The organism is Acidimicrobiia bacterium, from assembly GCA_035651955.1.
Lineage (GTDB): Bacteria > Actinomycetota > Acidimicrobiia > IMCC26256 > JAMXLJ01 > JAMXLJ01.
Genome location: DASRES010000070.1, coordinates 1 through 17,698, shown reverse-complemented (window position 1 = coordinate 17,698; position 17,698 = coordinate 1). Strand labels below are relative to the sequence as shown.

The window sequence follows — 17,698 nt, the reverse complement described above, 5'->3', positions numbered from 1 at the left end:
CGGCTCGCGTCAGACGGCCGAACGACTACGTACGCGCGACCTCGCGGACGTCGTAGGTCTCGATGACGTCGCCAGGCTTGAGGTCCTGGAAGTTCTCGAGCCCGATGCCGCACTCGAAGCCCGCGTTCACCTCGCGCACGTCGTCCTTGAACCGGCGCAGCGACGCGATCGCACCCTTCCAGATGATCGTGCCCTCGCGCAGGAAGCGGACCTTCGACCCGCGGGTGATCGTGCCGTTCAGGACGTAGCAGCCGGCGACACGACCGACGCGCGGCACGCTGAAGATCTCGCGCACCTCGGCGTCGCCCGTGACGACCTCCTCGTACTCGGGCTTGAGGAGCCCGAGCAGCGCGTTCTTCACGTCGTCGAGGACCTGGTAGATCACCTCGTACAGACGCAGCTCGACGCCCTGCTGCTCCGCGAGCTCACGTGCCTTGCGGTCCGGACGCACGTTGAAGCCGATGACCGTCGCGTTCGACACCGCGGCGAGGTCGATGTCCGACTCGCTGATGCCGCCGACGCCGCGGTGCACGAACGACAGGCGCACCTCGTCGCGCTCCTGGTCGATGCGGCGCAGCGCGTCGGTGAGCGCCTCGAGCGAGCCCTGCACGTCCGCCTTGACGACGAGGTTCAGCGTCGCGACCTCGCCCCGCTGGACCATCGCGAAGATGTCCTCGAGGCGGGCGCCGCCCGACAGCGACATCGGGTGCGCCATGCTCGCGGCGCGCCGGCGGCGGCCGCGCGCCTCCGCGACCGTACGAGCGGTCTTCTCGTCGGGGGCGACACGCAGCTCGTCGCCGGCGAGGGGGACGTCGTCGAGGCCCAGCACCTCGACGGGGACCGACGGGCCGGCCTCGTTCACCTGCGCGCCCGTGTCGTCGAACATCGCGCGCACGCGGCCCCACCCGGCGCCCGCGACGATCGGATCGCCGACCCGCAACGTGCCGCGCTCGACGAGCGCGGTGACGACCGGGCCGCGACCGGAGTCGAGGTTCGACTCGAGCACGAACGCGCGCGCGGGCGCCTTCGGGTTCGCGGCGAGCGGCGGGTCCTCGAGGTCGGCGACGAGCAGGATCGAGTCGAGCAGCTCGTCGACGCCCTGACCGACGGGCGCGGCGACCTCGTTCACGATCGTCGTGCCACCCCACTCCTCGGGGACGAGCTCGTTCTCGACGAGCTGCTGACGTACGCGCGTCGTGTCCGCGTTCTCGCGGTCGACCTTGGTGATCGCGACGATGACCGGCACCTCGGCGGCGCGCGCGTGGTTGATCGCCTCGACGGTCTGCGGCATCACGCCGTCGTCCGCCGCGACGACGAGCACGGCGACGTCGGTTGCCTGCGCGCCGCGGGCGCGCATCGCGGTGAACGCCTCGTGGCCGGGCGTGTCGATGAACGTGATCGGCCGGCCGTTCTTCACGACCTGGTACGCACCGATGTGCTGCGTGATGCCGCCGGCCTCGCCTGCGACGACGTTCGTCTCGCGGATGCGGTCGAGGAGCGTCGTCTTGCCGTGGTCGACGTGGCCCATCACGGTCACGACGGGCGCGCGCGGCTCGAGCAGCGCCTCGTCGTCCTCCTCGTCGTCGCCGAGCAGCGCCTGCAGCTCGAGCTCGGCCTCCTGGCCCGGCTCGACGAGCAGGACCTCGGCGCCGAGCTCCTCGGCGATCAGCTCGATCATCTCGTCGGCGAGCGACTGCGTGCCGGTGACCATCTCGCCGGCGTCGAACAGGATGCGGACGAGGTCGGCGGTCGTCCGGTTCAGCTTCGGCGCGAGCTCCTGGAGCGTGACGCCGCGCGGGACGACGATCTCGCCCTCGGGGACGGGCGCGTCCTTCGGCGTGAGCGCCGGCATCGACGCCGGGCCGAGGTCCTCGAAGCTGCGACGGCGCTTCTTCCGGCGCGGGCGCTGGCCGCCAGGTCGGCCGCGACCCTGGTACCCGCCGCCGGGGCCACCACGCCCGGGGGGACCGCCACCGGGACCACCGCCCGGCCCGCCCCGGCCGTAGCCGCCGCCACCGGGACGGCCGAAGCCACCACCGGTACGCGGCGCGCCGGCACCACCGCCGCCGCCGGTCGGACGACCGAAGCCACCGCCACCACGCGGCGCGCCGCCGCCGGACGGGCGGCCGGGGGTGCGCTGGCCCGGCGGGGGCGGGATGACACGGCTGCCGGGCGGCGGTGGAATCACCTTCCCCGACGCGCTGCGCAGCGGTGCGGGAGCCGGAGGCGGCGTGTGCCGGCCCGGGTCGCCGGGACCGCGCGGAGGCGCGGGCGCGCCGGGTGACGCGGCCGCGGCCGCAGGTTGCTCGACGTCGGGAGCCGACGGGGCGCCGGTACCGGGCGCGGGTGCTGCCGCGGCCGCCGGGCGCTCCGCGGGCTCCGGCGCAGGTGCCGGCGGGGCGGGCTGCGCGGCGGCGGGTGCCTCGGGCTCGACGAGCGGCCGGGGTGCCGGCGTGGGTGTCGAGCGCACGACGCGGTGACGGGGCGCGGGCGCCGGTTCGGGGGTCTCCACGGCCGGCTCGGGCTCCGCGGGCGCGGGGGTCTCGGTCTTCGTGCGGGACCGGCCGCTGCGGACGGTCTTGGTCGCGCCCGCGGCCTTGGCCGGCGCGGGCTCCTCGGCGGCCGGCTCGCGGCGGAGGCCCTCGGCGTCGGCGAGACGGCGGACGCGGTCGGCCAGGGGATCGTCGATGCTCGACGAGTGGCTCTTGACGCCGATCTTCAGCCGCTCGCACAGGTCGAGCACGGTCTGGTTCTCGACGCCGAGCTCCCTCGCCAGCTCGTAGACCCGGATCTTCTTCGTGGCCAACGCCCGTCCTTCGTTTTCGTTGCCTTGCGTCGTTGCCGTGCGTCGTCGCTCGTCGTCTCCGGACGCGCCGGTCGATCAGCGCGGCGTACCCTCGGCCCGCAGCCGCCCATACAGTGTCGCGCGCAACCGCTCGATCTCGTCGCCGTCGACGTCCCGCCGCAGCGCACGCCCGAGTGCCCGCCGCCGCACGGCCTGCTCGAAGCACCCGGGAGAGCCGGCGCACAGCCACGCGCCGCGCCCCGGACCGGGCCCGACGACGAGGCTACCGTCCGGCGCCCGGGCGATCCTGACCAATACGTCGGGCGTGGCGACGCGGCGGCAGCCGACACACGTCCGCCGCGGGGGCGATCCTCGGCTCAGGCGTTCGCCTCGCCGCCGTCGCCCCCGCTCGCGGTCGCCTCGGCCGGCTGCCCCTCGCCGGCGCCGTCCGCCACTGGTGAGTCGGCCGCGGGTGACTCCGCCACGGGTGACTCGGTCCTCTGCTCGACCGGGACCGGCGTGTCCGCTCCCTCCGCGGACGCGCCCGCGTACCCCGCCGCCTCGGCGGAGATGGCCTCGCCACCCTCGGCCGGCTGCCACACGAGCTGACCCGACTCGTCCTTCACCCACTCGCCCTCGGCGTACTCGACGCCGCCCGTCTCCTCCTCGTGGAGCTGGGTCTCGCTCTTGATGTCGACACGCCAGCCCGTGAGACGAGCGGCGAGCCGCGCGTTCTGGCCCTCCTTGCCGATCGCGAGCGAGAGCTGGAAGTCGGGGACGATCACCTCGGCCGTGCCCGTGTCGGCATGGATGCGGACCTCGCGGACGCGCGCGGGCGCGAGGGCCTTCATCACGAACTCGGACGCGTCGTCGCTGTAGGGAACGATGTCGACCTTCTCGCCCCGCAGCTCGTTCACGACCATCCGGACGCGCGACCCGCGCGCGCCCACGCACGCACCGACCGGGTCGACGTTGTTGTCGTTCGACGCGACGGCGATCTTCGTGCGATGGCCGGGCTCGCGCGCGATCGCCTTGATGTCGACGACGCCGTCGACGATCTCGGGCACCTCGAGCTCGAACAGCCGCTTCACGAGACCGGGGTGCGTTCGCGACACGACGATCTGCGGACCCTTCGCGGTGCGGCGCACCTCGACGATGTACGCCTTCAGCCGGCTGCCGTGCTCGTAGCGCTCGTTCTGCACCTGCTCGGCCTGTGGGAGCAGCGCCTCGACCTTGCCGAGGTCGAGCAGCGTGTAGCGCTGGTCGGTCTGCTGGATGATCCCGGTGACGATGTCGCCCTCGCGGCCCGCGTACTCCTCGTACTTCATCTCGCGCTCGAACTCGCGGATGCGCTGCAGGATCACCTGCTTCGCGGTCTGCGCGGCGATGCGGCCGAAGTCCGACGGGGTGTCGTCCCACTCGCGGACGACGTTGCCCTCCTCGTCGAGCTCCTGCGCGATGACGCGGATGTCGCCCGTCTCGACGTCGACCTCGACCTCGGCCTCCTCGGCGGCGTCGGGACGGCGCTTGTACGCGGTGACGAGCGCGTCGGCGAGCGCCTGCAGCAGGCTCTCGACCGAGATGCCCTTCTCGCGCTCGAGGTTCTCGAGCGCCTCCATCATGTCGCTGTTCATCGCGGCTGCCTCACGTTCGTCGCGGCGGGCCCGCGACTGTGGTTCTTCTTGTGCCGGGTGTTCCTTCCGCCGCCGGGCTTCGGCGCAGGTCCCCACTCGAAGACCGTGCGCGCGGCGTCGACGGTGTCGTACGCGATCCGTTCGCGTGCGCCGTCCTCGGCGTCGAGCGTCAGCCCACCCGACGGGTCGTCGTCGGCCGCGACGAGCACGCCGCGCACGCGCCGCACGGATCCGTCGGTCGCGCGCGTCTTCACGGTGACGACCTCGCCGACCGCGCGCACGAAGTGGTGCGGCCGGCGGAGCGGACGCTCGACGCCGGGGCTCGTGACCTCGAGCGCGTACGGGCCGGCGACGAGCGCGTCGTCGTGATCGAGCACTCCCGAGACGGCCTCCGTGGCGGCGGTGATGGCGTCGAGGTCGACGCCGCCGTCGCGGTCGACCGCCACGCGCAGCACGCGGCCGCGCCCTTGCCCGGTGAGCACGACATCGAAGAGCTCGAGACCGAGCGGCGCGAGGACGGGCTCCAGCGCGACGCGCACCGCCTCCTCCCGCTCGCTCACCGCGCCCTCCGATGCTCTTCGTGCCGTTGCTCTTCGTGCCGTCGTCTGGCTGCGTCCGGCCTTCCTGCGGGTGGCAAGAAAAAGCGTGGGCTCCCGCCCACGCAGCACCGACCACCTACTGCCACGGACTGCACCGGGACCGGAGCCCCGGCGATCCAACCCCGTCAGTATACCGGAGCGGAAAGCCGCCGCGACCTCGGTCAACGTGGTCAGGAGGACGGCGATCCGGGAACCGCGCCGGTACCGTGGACGGATGGCGCGAGGGGCCGCGCCCGACGGGAACCCGGGCACCATCGCCGACGCGAACACAGAAATGGGCGGAGCGGCGCGGGTGTCCGTGCGCGACGCTCGTGACGTGGCGGAAGCGGTTGCCGTTCCCCGTGCGCACGACGACGAGCGGGCCGCGCCGTCACGCGAGCGGACGCGGCCCCGGGAGCGCTGGCTGACGTGGCTCCGGCGCACGGTCACGGTCGTCGTCCTCGCCTTCGTGGTCGTCGCCGCGCTGACCCACAAGAAGGATCTCGACCAGGCGGTCGGCGAGCTCGACGACCTGAGCTGGGGCTGGCTCGCGGTGGCGATCGCGTTCGAGGCGGCCTCGCTCATCGCGTTCGCGCGCCTGCAGCGTTGGCTCCTGCGGGCCGGGGGCGTCCATCTCCGCTTGCGGGAGATGGTGGAGATCACGCTCGCGGGCAACGCGCTCGCGATGTCACTGCCCGGCGGCGCGGCGTGGGCCGCGGCGTGGGACTACGCGCAGCTCCACCGGCGCGGTGCGAAGCGTGAGGTCGCGGCCTGGGTGGTGCTCGTCGCGGGCGCGCTGTCGGCGTTCGCGCTCTTCCTGTTGATGGTCGTCGGCTCGCTCGTCGCGGGCGACTCGGGACCCGTGGCCTCGCTGCGACCGGTCGGGCTCGGGCTGCTCGCCATCCCGGTGGTGGCCGCGCTCGTCGCCTTCGCCGCCCACCGCAGCCAGGGTGTGCGCGACGCGCTCTCGAGCATCAGCGCGTCGGTCGCGCGCGTGCCCGGCGGACGGAGTGTGCGCGACGCGGTCGCGACACTCGTCGACAAGATCGCGATCGTGAAGCCGAGCTTCACGACATGGCTCGAGGCGCTCGCGTTCGCGTTGCTGAACTGGCTCGAGGCGTGCGCGTGCCTCGCCGTGTGCATCATCGCGGTCCACGGGCACGTGCCGTGGCGCGGGCTGCTCGTCGCGTACACCGTCGGGCAGGTCGCCGCGAGCCTCCCCATCACGCCGGGCGGGGTCGGCGTGGTCGAGGGGAGCATCACGGGCCTGCTCGTCGCGTACGGGATGTCGACGAAGGTCGCGCTCGCCGCGGTGCTGTTGTTCCGCGTCGTGTCGTTCTGGGGGCTCGTCCCGGTCGGATGGATCGCGTGGGGAACGCTCACGCTGGCGGGCCGGCACCGTCCCGGTCGCTGGCAGCACCCGTGGCGCGTGCACGCACACGAGGGCGCGACGGCCGTCGGTGCCCCGACGCAGTCGGTCGGCGCGACGAAGCCCCTCGCGGACCGCGTGTTCCCGCCGCCGCCGTGCAAGGGCTGCGAGGAAGAGCCGTCGCCGCGCCGTCGCCGGCGCAGCGCCTGAGCCGGAGGTCAGGCGAAGATCTCGTGCAGCTCGGCGGGAACGACCGCCTCGAGCTGCGCGTACGTGCACGACGACGGTTCACGGTCGCGCCGCCAGCGGAGGAAGCGCGCGGTGTGGCGGAAGCGGTCGCCCTGGAGGTGCTCGTACGCGACCTCGGCAACGAGCTCGACGCGCAGCGGCTCCCAGCTGAGGTCCTTGTTCGCGTTCCAACGGCTGATCGCGCCCGGCATGCGCGACCCCTCGTGCGCCTGCGCGTCGGCCCACTCGCGCCACGGGTGACCGTCGAGCGCGTCGTCGCGGTACGGCGCGAGCTCGTCGACGAGCTCGCGCCGGCGTTGCGCGCTGAAGCTGCTCGCCACGCCGACGTGGTGCAGCACGCCGCCGTCGTCGTAGAGCCCGAGCAGCAGCGACCCGACACCCGCGCCGTCCTTGTGCCACCGGAAGCCCGCGACGACGCAGTCGCATGTGCGCTGGTGCTTCACCTTGAGCATGACGCGCTCGTTCTCGCGGTACGGCAGGGTCAACGACTTCGCGACAACGCCGTCGAATCCCGCGCCTTCGAAGCGGTCGAACCACTCGCGCGCGACGGCCTCGTTCGTCGTCGCCGGCGTGACGCGCACGGGCGGGGTCGCGCCCGCGAGCTCGCGCTCGAGGATGGCGCGCCGTTCCGAGAACGGACGCTCGCGCAGGTCGTCGTCGCCGAGCGCGAGCACGTCGAACGCGACGAACGACGCCGGCGTCTCGCGCGCGAGCTTGTTCACCCGGCTCGCCGCGGGATGGAGCCGGAGCTGGAGCAGGTCGAAGTCGAGACCGGACGGCGTCGCGATCACGATCTCGCCGTCGAGCACGCAACGGTCCGGGAGGTCGCGCCGCAGCGGGTCGAGCAGCTCGGGGAAGTAGCGGGTCATGGGCCGCTCGTTGCGGCTGCCGAGCTCGACCTCGTCGCCGTCGCGGAACGCGATGCAGCGGAACCCGTCCCACTTCGGCTCGTACACGTAGTCGTCGCCCTCCGGGAGCTCGCGGACGAGCTTCGCGAGCATCGGCGAGACGGGCGGCATCACGGGAAGCTTCATCGCGCCCTCAGCGCGCCGCCGTGGCGACCGTCGCGGCGGCGTCGTCGATCGGGAGCTCGTCGCGCTCGCCGGTCGCGCGGATCTTCCGCTCGACGACACCGCGCGCGACGCCTTTCGCGCCGACCACGAGCTGGACGGGCATGCCGAGCAGGTCGGCGTCCGCGAACTTCACACCCGGGCTCGCGTCGCGGTCGTCGAAGAGGACCTCGAGCCCGCGCGCCTCCAGGTCCGCGCAGAGCTTCTCCGCGACGTCGAGGACCGCGCCGGCGGCGTCACCGCGACCCGGGAGCGCGACCACGTGCGCGTCGTACGGCGCGAGGGCGGGCGGCCACGCGAGCCCGTGCTCGTCGTGGTGCTCCTCGGCGACCGCGGCGACGACGCGCGACACGCCGATGCCGTAGCAGCCCATGACGACCGGGTGCTGCCCGCCGGACTCGTCGGTGTACGTCGCGCCGAGCGCGTCCGCGTACTTCGTGCCGATCTGGAACACGTGGCCGACCTCGATCCCGCGGTCGACCGACAGCGACGCACCGCAGCGCGGGCAGTGGTCGCCCGTCACGACCGTCGCGATCGGGGCCCACACGTCGACCGCGAAGTCGCGGTCGAGCTGCGCGTTCCGCACGTGGTGGTCGACGCGGTTCGCGCCCGTGACCCAGCCGCGAGTGCGGTCGATCGAGTCGTCGGCGACGACGATCGACGCGCCCGGGAAGTTCGGGCCGATGTAGCCGCGCGGCAGCTCGGGATGCGCGGCGAAGTCGCCGTCGTCGTAGAGACGGACCCGGCGTGGCGCGACGGCGCGCGCGAGCGCGACCTCGTTCACCTCACGGTCGCCGGGCACGAGCGCAAGGCCGAGATCGCCGTCGGCGTCGAACGCGATGCACTTGAGCATGTGCCTCGGTTCGACGCCGAGGAAGTCGGCGACGCCCGCGATGCCGGGCAGCCCGGGCGTCTCGACCTCCTCCATGGGTGGAGGCGTGACGATCGGCATCGCTCGTGTCTGCGCCCCGCGCGTCGCAGCCTCGACGTTCGCGGCGTAGTCGCACGACGAGCACCAGACGAAGTCGTCCTCGCCGACCGCGGCGACGGCCATGAATTCGTGGTTGACGTCGCCGCCGATCTCCCCCGACTGCGCCTCGACCGCGCGGAACGTCAGCCCGCATCGCTCGAAGACGCGCCCGTACGCGTCGTACATCGTCTTGTACGCGGCGCGCAGCCCGTCCACGTCGGCGTCGAACGAGTACGCGTCCTTCATGAGGAACTCGCGCGCGCGCAGGAGACCGAAGCGGGGCCGGAGCTCGTCGCGGTACTTCCAGTTGATCTGGTAGAGGACGAACGGCAGGTCGCGGTAGCTCGACGAGTCGGCCGCCACGAGCGCGGTGACCGCCTCTTCCGCCGTCGGCGACAGGCAGAAGCGCGACTCCTTGCGGTCCTCGAGCCGGAACATCAGCGGCCCGTACGCGGCGTCGCGGCCGCTGCGCTCCCAGAGGTCGAGCGGCTGGACGATCGGGAGGACGACCTCCTGCGCGCCGGCGCGGTCCATCTCCTCGCGCACGATGTCGGTCACGGCCCGCAGGACCCGGTCGCCGAGCGGGAGCCACGCGTAGACGCCCGACGCCACCTTGCGGATGTAGCCCGCCCGGACGAGGAGCCGGTGGCTGTCGACCTCGGCGTCGGCCGGGTCGTCGCGCAAGGTGCGCGAGAACAGGCGGGTCATGCGCATGACCAGAAGTTACGCGCTGGCAGGGCGGGGACCCGGGCCGATTCCGGCGCCCGACCCGCCGAAATCCGACCGTCAGACTCGGGAAAATTCCCGACCTCCAAACTGGTATTTCGGAGCCGGAGCCGGTAGGCTACGACCCGTGATCCGGCGAAGCGGTGCGCCCAGCATCTCCCAAGGCCGCACCCCGCACGAGGTGCGCGACGAGCTGTGTCGCCGCCTCGGTCCGGTACGCGCGTAGTCGTCCCGCGCGCCGCCGCCCACCTTCCGTCCTCCCCGGGCTGGAACGCGCGCCCGGGCCCGGGTGTGCGGCGTGCCCCCCAAACCCCGCCGGAGGAACGCCATGGCCATCGACGTCGCAGAGCTGCGGTCCCGCACCCTCGATCCGTCGATCGCGGAGGAGCTCGACCGCTTCGAGCAGACCATCGGCGAGTACCTCGCGGGCGACGTCGAGGAGGACGTCTTCCGGATCTGCCGCCTGAACTTCGGGATCTACGGGCAGCGGCAGGGCGAGCACCACCAGATGACCCGGGTGAAGATCCCCCACGGCCGTCTCGAGCCGGAGCAGCTCGAGACCCTCGCGTACATCGCGGAGACGTACTCGCGCGGGTGGGGCCACCTCACCACGCGCCAGAACGTGCAGTTCCACTTCGTGCAGCTCGAGCAGGTGCCCGAGGTGCTGCGGCTGCTCGCGTCCGTCGGCATGACCACGCGCGAGGCGTGTGGTGACACCGTGCGCAACGTCACCGGCTGCCACCTCGCCGGCGCATGCCCGTACGAGGTCGTCGACATCACGCCGTGGGCCCAGGCGGCGACCGACCTCTTCCTGCGCAACCCGATCGCGCAGCGCCTGCCGCGCAAGTTCAAGATCAACTTCTCTGGCTGCGCGACCGACTGCGGCCAGGCGATGTTCAACGACGTCGGCGTGATCGCGGTCAACCGTCCCTTGCCGGACGGCACGGTGGAGCCGGGCTTCAAGGTGTTCGTCGCCGGTGGTCTCGGCGCGAACCCGCACGCGGCGCTCGCGCTCGAGGAGTTCACGTCGCGCGAGGACCTCATGCCGACGATCGAGGCGATCCTCCGCACGTTCGACCACTACGGCAACCGCGACAACAAGATCCGTGCGCGCATGAAGTGGCTGGTCGACGAGCTCGGGATCGACGAGCTGCGCCGGCGCATCATGCGTGAGCGTCGCTTCCTGCGTGCGTCGACGACGTGGCCGGGCGGGATCCCGGAGCAGGTGCGCGAGCGCGGCGACGCCCCGGCGGGCATGGGGACCGAGGTCACCGCGGACGCCGGCACGGTCCCCGGGGGCGTTCCCGTCCGCATCCGCAGCTCCTCCCCGTACGACCGGTGGGAGGAGGCGAACGTCGTGCGCGGCCGCGCCAACGGCACCGTCAGCGCCTACGCGTACGCGCGTCTCGGCGACATCACGACCGAGCAGTTCCGGGGCATCGCCGACATCCAGCGCGACTTCGGCATCGAGGTCCGCATCACCAACCGTCAGAACTTCGCGCTGCGCGGCCTGCGTGAGGACCAGCTGCGGGACCTGCACGCGCGTCTCGACGCGCTCGGCATGGCGGAGGCCGGCGCGGAGCTCGCGCGCGACGTCGTGGCGTGCCCGGGCGCGGACACCTGCAACCTCGCGGTGACGCAGTCGCGCGGCCTCGCGGACGCGATCGGCGCGGCGCTCGAGGAGTCGGGTCTCGCGGACGTCGGTGGCGTGCGCGTGAACATCTCCGGCTGCACGAACTCGTGCGGGCAGCACCACACGTCGGACATCGGCTTCTTCGGCCTCGAGCGCCGCGCGCACGGACGTTCGGCACCCGGCTACCAGATGCTGCTCGGCGGGCGCATCGGGCAGATGGAGGTCGCGTTCGGGCAGCGCGCGACGAAGCTCCCGGCGAAGGCCGCCGCCCAGGCCGTCGTGCGCGTCGTCGGACGGTTCGCGGACGAACGCGACGCCGGCGAGACGTTCGCCGACTGGCTCGACCGTTCGGGCGGTGCCGCGGGCGTCGGCAAGACGTTGAAGGAGCTCGACGAGTTCCCGGAACCGGACGTCGCGCCCGACTACTACGTCGACTACGACGAGACGGGTCCGTACGTCGCGGACGTCGGCCCGGGCGAGTGCGCGGGCGCCTGAGGCCGATGACGACGCTCTCCGATCCCATCGCAGACCTCGCGGAGCTCGCGGGCGTGTCGCGCGAGCTCGAGCACGCGCCGGCATCGCGCGTGGTCGAGTGGGCGTGGGACCGCTTCGGCGACGGGCTGGTGCTCGCGGCGTCGTTCCAGGACTGCGTGCTCGTCGACGTCGCGACGAAGGTCGCGCCGGACGTCGAGGTCGTCTTCCTCGACACCGGCTATCACTTCGCGGAGACGCTCTGGTACGTCGACCAGGTGCGCCGCCGCTACGACCTCCGCCTGACGGTCGTCACGCCGGACGTCGGCCACGACGACCGGTGGCAACACGACCCGGACGGCTGCTGCAACGCGCGCAAGGTCGAGCCGCTGCGGCGCGCGCTCGACGGCCGGGCCGCGTGGATGACGGGGCTCCGGCGCGCCGAGACCGCGTCGCGCGCGCAGGCACCGATCGCCAGTTGGGACGTGGGGCGCGGGCTCGTGAAGGTGAACCCGCTCGCGACGTGGACCGACGTCGACGTCGCGGGCTACGTGCGCGACCACGAGCTGCCGGTGCACCCGCTCGCCGACCGCGGCTTCCCCTCGATCGGGTGCTGGCCGTGCACGCGGCCCGTGACTGACGGCGACGACCCCCGCTCGGGTCGCTGGGCGGGGACCGACAAGATCGAGTGCGGCCTGCACGGCTGAGGCGCGATCGTTGTCCTCGATGTCACGCACGTTGACGCTCAGCCATCTGCGCACGCTCGAGGCCGAATCCATTCACGTGTTCCGCGAGGTCGCCGCCGAGTTCGAGCGACCCGTCCTGCTCTTCTCGGGCGGCAAGGACTCGATCGTCATGCTGCGCCTGGCCGAGAAGGCGTTCTGGCCCGCGCCGATCCCGTTCCCGGTGATGCATGTCGACACCGGCCACAACTTCCCCGAGGTGATCGAGTTCCGGGACCGGCGCGTCCAGGAGCTCGGGGTGCAGCTGGTCGTCGCGTCCGTGCAGGCGTCGATCGACGCCGGGCGTGTCCACGAGGACCCGCGGCCGGGCGCGTCGCGCAACCGTCTGCAGACGACGACGTTGCTCGACGCGATCGAGGAGCACCGGTTCGACGCGGTGTTCGGAGGTGCCCGTCGCGACGAGGAGAAGGCGCGCGCGAAGGAGCGCGTCTTCTCTTTGCGCGACGAGTTCGGGCAGTGGGACCCGAAGCAGCAGCGGCCCGAGCTGTGGGCGCTCTACAACGGCCGTCACCGTCCCGGTGAGCACATGCGGGTGTTCCCACTGTCGAACTGGACCGAGCTCGACATCTGGCAGTACATCGCCGACGAGCGCATCGAGGTCCCGTCGATCTACTACGCGCACCGTCGACGCGTGTTCCGCGTCGACGGAATGCTCATGGGCGTCGGCGAGTTCCTCCCCGCACCCGAGGGCGCCGAGGTGTTCGAGGCGACGGTGCGCTACCGGACCGTCGGCGACATGACGTGCACCGCGGCGGTCGAGTCGGCTGCGGCGACCGTGGAGGACGTCATCGAGGAGGTCGCGTCGTCGCGCATCACCGAGCGGGGCGCGACACGTGCCGACGACAAGTTCTCCGAGGCCGCGATGGAGGACCGCAAGCGCGAGGGATACTTCTAGTCGTGAGCGAGACGCAGCGGAAGCCTGGGCGGATGCCCGGCAGGCCGGAGCGGAGTCGACCCGTATGAGTGAGCGAGCCGGGAGGCGAGCGGGAGCGGGGCCCGAGCGGCCCGCGCCGCAGGCGCAAGAGCGGAAGACATGAGCGAACTGCTGCGTCTCGCGACCGCGGGCTCCGTCGACGACGGGAAGAGCACGCTCATCGGGCGGCTGCTGTACGACTCGAAGGCGATCTTCGAGGACCAGCTCGACGCGGTGGAGCGGACGAGTCGCGCCCGCGGTGACGAGCAGGTCAACCTCGCGCTCCTCACCGACGGGTTGCGCGCCGAACGGGAGCAGGGCATCACGATCGACGTCGCGTACCGCTACTTCGCGACGCCCAACCGGAAGTTCATCATCGCCGACACACCCGGCCACATCCAGTACACGCGGAACATGGTCACGGGCGCGTCGACCGCAGACCTCGCACTCATCCTGATCGACGCGCGCAAGGGTGTCTTGGAGCAGTCACGCCGCCACGCGTTCATCGCGTCGTTGCTGCGCATCCCGCACCTCGTGCTGTGCGTCAACAAGATGGACCTCGTCGGCTACGACCGCGAGGTGTTCGAGGCGATCAAGGCCGAGTTCCGCGAGTTCGCGACGAAGCTGGACGTCGCCGACCTGACGTTCATCCCGATCTCCGCGCTGCACGGCGACAACGTCGTCGACCGCTCCGCGAACATGCCGTGGTACGAGGGCACGTCGTTGCTGCACCACCTCGAAGAGGTGCACATCGCGTCCGACCGGAACCTCATCGACTGCCGCTTCCCGGTGCAGTACGTGATCCGGCCGCGCAACGACGCGTTCCACGACTACCGGGGGTACGCGGGGACCGTCGCCGGCGGTGTGTTCCGACCGGGCGACGACGTGGTCGCGCTGCCGTCGGGGTTCACGACCCGCATCGCGTCGATCGACACGATGGACGGCGCGGTCGACGAGGCGTTCCCGCCGATGGCGGTGACGGTCACGCTCGAGGACGACCTCGACGTCGGCCGCGGCGACATGCTGTGCCGCCCGCACAACCGGCCGACGATCACGCAGGACCTCGACGCGATGGTGTGCTGGCTCGACGAGCAGAGCGCGCTGAGCGCGGGCGGGAAGCTCGGTATCAAGCACACAACCCGATCGGCCCGCGCGCTGGTGAAGGACTTGCGGTACCGGCTCGACATCAACACGCTGCACCGCGACGAGGCCGCGCCGTCGTTGACGCTGAACGAGATCGGCCGGGTCACCTTGCGGACGACCGTCCCGTTGTTCGTCGACGAGTACCGACGCAACCGGACGACGGGCAGCTTCATCCTGGTCGACGAGTCGACGCGCAAGACCGTCGGCGCCGGGATGATCCTCGGCATCCCCGACTGACCGACGGCCCACCGACCCGGCTCGTCGACAGCGCTGCCGAAGCGAGCGCCAACCCGAGCCGCCGGCCGGATGACTGTCATACCCCCCTTGTAGAATCGAACACGTGTTCGGAACATCGGAGCGGGTGCTGCAGTTGCTGGCCGAGCGAGAGCGGCTTGACGCCGCGCTGCTCGCCGCGGTCGGCGAGCTCGACGCGTCGGGTGAGTGCGCGGTTGACGGCGCACTGTCGACGCATTCGTGGTTGGTGCATCGAGGCCGAGTGACGCGACCCGAGGCGTCGCGGCTGCTGCGGGGCGGGCGGCTCGTGCAACGCCATCCGCGAACGGCGAAGCGCCTCGACGACGGTGACGTGACCTGCGCGCACGTCGATGCGCTCGCGTTGGCGGCCCGTGGGCATGACGAGCTGTTCGACGAGCACGAGGAGGAGCTCCTCGCGATCGCGCGCGAGACCCGGCCGGAGGAGTTCCGGGTCGCGATGCGCCGTTGGCGCGAGATCGCGGAGGACCTGGACGAGAACGGCGAGCGCGACCCCGAGAAGCCGTACCGCCGCCGTCGCCTGTATCTCTCGAAGCTCCCCGACGGCAGCCTCCACATCGACGGTCGCCTCGATCCCGTTGCCGGCGAAGCGGTGATCAGCGCGCTCGAGAAGCTCATGGCTCCGGATCCGGAGCGGACGCCGGCACAGCGGCGCGCCGACGCGCTGCACGAGCTCGCTCGGCGCGCGCTCGGTTCCGCAGTGCCTGCCGAGCTCGACGTGTTCGTCGACGTCGAGACGCTCGCCGGGATGATGCCCGACGATCCGCGTACGGCGCGTTGCGACCTCGCGCACGTGGGGCCCGTCGCGCCGAGCACCGTCCGGCGGTTGGCGTGCGACGCGATCCTCCGGCGGGTCGTGCGCGACCGCGACGGCGAGATCCTCGATCTCGGACGCCGCACCCGCGTCGTCAGCCCGGCGCAACGCAGGGCAGTCATGCTGCGCGACGGCGGCTGTGCGTGGCCCGGTTGCGACCGACCACCCGAATGGTGCGACGTCCATCACGAGAGACACTGGATCGACGGGGGTGCGACCGACCTCGACAACCTGAGGATGTACTGCCGTCATCACCACGTGAAGCTCCACGAAGGATGGACCGGTCGGCGACGACCCGACGGCACTGCGTCTGTGGAACCGCCATGAGAGCGAACGCTCCCGATTAGCGTGATACCGATGACCGTCCATCACGTCGCCGCGACCGGGTTCGGGAGCGAAGCGGCCGCATACGACCGCGCCCGTCCGACGTACCCCGACGACGCGGTCGCCTGGGTCGTGGACGCGCTCACCATCGCGTCCGGCCGGCGCATCGCCGACGTCGCCGCCGGTACCGGGAAGTTCACCCGGCTGCTGCTCCCTGCGGGCGGAGACGTTGTCGCGGTCGAGCCGGTCGCGGGGATGCGCGCGGTGCTGCACGACGCGCTGCCCGAGGTTCCGGTCGCGGCCGGCACCGCGGAGGCGATGCCGTTCCGGGCCGGATCGTTCGACGGCGTCACCGTCGCGCAGGGGTTCCACTGGTTCGACGCCCAGCGCGCGCTGGAGGAGTTCCACCGGGTGCTGCGCGCGAACGGGCGAGTCGCGCTCGTGTGGAACGCGCGCGACCGGAGCGTCGACTGGGTCGACGAGCTGTGGTCCGTCATGGACCGGGTCGAGAAGAAGGCGCCGTGGCGCAACCACGAGGAATGGCGCGAGAGCGCGTTCGTCGACACACCGTGGTTCGGGCCACTGCACGAGGCGCGGTTCCGCCACGAGCAGCTGCTGACCGTCGACGGGGTCGTGGACCGGTTCCGCAGCGTGAGCCACGTCGCGACGCTGCCGCCCGACGAGCAGGCCGCGGTCCTCGACGAGGTGCGCGACGTGCTCGCGACACATCCCGCCACGCGCGGCCGCGAGCAGGTCGCCATCCCCTACCGAGTCGACTGCTACTGGGCCGAGCGGGCGTGACGGCGCCGGACACGCGCTCGCGGCTCGCGGTCGCGGCGGGGAACGCGACCGCATGGGCGTCACGAGCAACCGGGCGCGGCGCGGGGACACACCTCGGTGGGCGCGTGATGCTCGCGATCGATCGCGACCTGCTCGGGAAGCTCGGCGCCGGGCGGCGCGTCGCGCTCGTCTCGGCCACGAACGGGAAGACGACGACGACGCGCTTTCTCCGCGCCGCGCTCGAGGACGCCGGCACCGTCGTCGCGTCGAACCACACGGGGGCGAACATGGCCGCGGGGCTCGCAGCCGCGCTCGGTGCCGCGCCCGACGACGCACGCGTCGCGATCCTGGAGGTCGACGAGCGCTGGTTGCGCCGGGTCGTCGACCCACTCGACGCGGAGTTGCTCGTGCTGGGAAACCTCAGCCGCGACCAGCTCGACCGGTTCGGCGAGGTGCGCAGTGTCGCCGAGCAGTGGCGAGGCGTCTGCGAGTCACGACCGGGCCTGCACGTCGTCGCGAACGCGTCCGACCCACACGTCGCGTGGGCGGCACAACCTGCCCGCACGACCTGGGTCGACCTCGGTCCCGGGTGGCGGGCCGACGCCGCGACGTGCCCTGCATGCGGCGAGCTGCTCCAGTGGGACGAGCACGATCGGTTCTCGTGCACGTGCGGGTTCGCCACGCCGGAGGCGAACGCACGCGTCGACGGCGAGACGCTCGTCGTCGGCGACGAGAAGATCCCCCTGCAGCTGTCGGTACCGGGCCACTGGAACGTGCTCAACGCCGCGCTCGCGGTCGTCGCGGCAGGACACTTCGGTGTCGACCCGAAGCCCGCGGCGGCGGCCGCGGCACGCGTCACGACGGTTGCGGGCCGTTACGCCGTCCATCGCCTCCCGGACGGGCGCGACGCGCGCGTGCTGCTCGCCAAGAACCCGGCCGGTTGGAGCGAGGTGCTCGCGTACCTGGAGGGCCGCGAGACGGGCGTCGTGATCGCGGTGAACGCGCATCTCGCGGACGGGCGCGATCCGTCGTGGCTGTGGGACGTGCCGTTCGAGCTCCTGCGCGGGCTGCCGGTCGCGGCGTCGGGTGAGCGCGCGCTCGACGTCGCCGTGCGGCTCGACTACGGCGACGTCGCCTGCGTCGTCGAGCCCGATCCGCTGCGTGCCGCTGCGCGCATCGAGGGCCGTGACGTGCACGTCGTCGCGTCGTACACACAATTCATG

General features: G+C 72.3%; 12 protein-coding genes and 1 pseudogene. 8 read left to right on the top strand and 5 right to left on the bottom strand.

The annotated features are described in order from the left end of the window. Positions 1 to 25 precede the first annotated feature (25 nt). The 3 genes from infB to rimP all read right to left on the bottom strand — a co-directional run bounded on the left by infB (position 26) and on the right by rimP (position 4,979). Positions 26 to 2,806: a translation initiation factor IF-2 gene (gene infB / locus VFC33_15425; protein ID HZR14628.1), complete on the bottom strand. Its 2,781-nt coding sequence runs from the start codon at positions 2,804 to 2,806 to the stop codon at positions 26 to 28. Positions 2,807 to 3,162: 356 nt separating this feature from the next. After that, positions 3,163 to 4,419 carry a transcription termination factor NusA gene (gene nusA, locus VFC33_15420; GenBank protein HZR14627.1) on the bottom strand — a complete coding sequence of 419 codons (1,257 nt, stop codon included), beginning with the start codon at positions 4,417 to 4,419 and terminating at the stop codon, positions 3,163 to 3,165. Then, the gene (gene rimP / locus VFC33_15415) at positions 4,416 to 4,979 is read right to left on the bottom strand and encodes a ribosome maturation factor RimP (protein HZR14626.1); all 564 of its coding nucleotides are present in this window, start codon (positions 4,977 to 4,979) and stop codon (positions 4,416 to 4,418) included. The genes nusA and rimP overlap by 4 nt, the downstream gene beginning before the upstream one ends. A gap of 253 nt (positions 4,980 to 5,232) precedes the next feature. Between rimP and VFC33_15410 the strand changes: the two genes are divergently transcribed. Continuing rightward, the gene (locus VFC33_15410) at positions 5,233 to 6,576 is read left to right on the top strand and encodes a YbhN family protein (GenBank protein HZR14625.1); all 1,344 of its coding nucleotides are present in this window, start codon (positions 5,233 to 5,235) and stop codon (positions 6,574 to 6,576) included. Positions 6,577 to 6,584: 8 nt separating this feature from the next. Here the strand turns inward: VFC33_15410 and VFC33_15405 are convergent, their stop codons facing one another. Then, positions 6,585 to 7,649 (bottom strand): ATP-dependent DNA ligase, encoded by a 1,065-nt coding sequence (locus VFC33_15405; protein HZR14624.1) that lies wholly within the window; start codon positions 7,647 to 7,649, stop codon positions 6,585 to 6,587. A 7-nt stretch (positions 7,650 to 7,656) separates the two neighbouring features. Beyond that, positions 7,657 to 9,369: a proline--tRNA ligase gene (locus tag VFC33_15400; GenBank protein ID HZR14623.1), complete on the bottom strand. Its 1,713-nt coding sequence runs from the start codon at positions 9,367 to 9,369 to the stop codon at positions 7,657 to 7,659. Between the two features lie 340 nt (positions 9,370 to 9,709). Between VFC33_15400 and VFC33_15395 the strand changes: the two genes are divergently transcribed. The 7 genes and pseudogenes from VFC33_15395 to VFC33_15365 all read left to right on the top strand — a co-directional run. Continuing rightward, a complete protein-coding gene (locus VFC33_15395; protein HZR14622.1) occupies positions 9,710 to 11,509 on the top strand; it encodes a nitrite/sulfite reductase in 1,800 nt (599 codons plus the stop codon). 5 nt (positions 11,510 to 11,514) lie between these two features. Next, positions 11,515 to 12,192: a phosphoadenylyl-sulfate reductase gene (locus tag VFC33_15390; protein ID HZR14621.1), complete on the top strand. Its 678-nt coding sequence runs from the start codon at positions 11,515 to 11,517 to the stop codon at positions 12,190 to 12,192. A gap of 10 nt (positions 12,193 to 12,202) precedes the next feature. After that, positions 12,203 to 13,123, top strand: a complete 921-nt coding sequence (cysD, locus tag VFC33_15385) for a sulfate adenylyltransferase subunit CysD (protein HZR14620.1) — start codon at positions 12,203 to 12,205, stop codon at positions 13,121 to 13,123. Positions 13,124 to 13,255: 132 nt separating this feature from the next. Continuing rightward, a pseudogene (gene cysN, locus VFC33_15380) lies at positions 13,256 to 14,521 on the top strand (sulfate adenylyltransferase subunit CysN). A gap of 103 nt (positions 14,522 to 14,624) precedes the next feature. Further along, the gene (locus tag VFC33_15375) at positions 14,625 to 15,698 is read left to right on the top strand and encodes a DUF222 domain-containing protein (GenBank protein HZR14619.1); all 1,074 of its coding nucleotides are present in this window, start codon (positions 14,625 to 14,627) and stop codon (positions 15,696 to 15,698) included. Positions 15,699 to 15,728: 30 nt separating this feature from the next. Further along, the gene (locus tag VFC33_15370) at positions 15,729 to 16,496 is read left to right on the top strand and encodes a class I SAM-dependent methyltransferase (GenBank protein HZR14618.1); all 768 of its coding nucleotides are present in this window, start codon (positions 15,729 to 15,731) and stop codon (positions 16,494 to 16,496) included. Further along, the coding region (locus VFC33_15365) for a MurT ligase domain-containing protein (GenBank protein ID HZR14617.1) at positions 16,493 to 17,698 on the top strand (1,206 nt) is incomplete at its 3' end. The genes VFC33_15370 and VFC33_15365, both read left to right, overlap by 4 nt.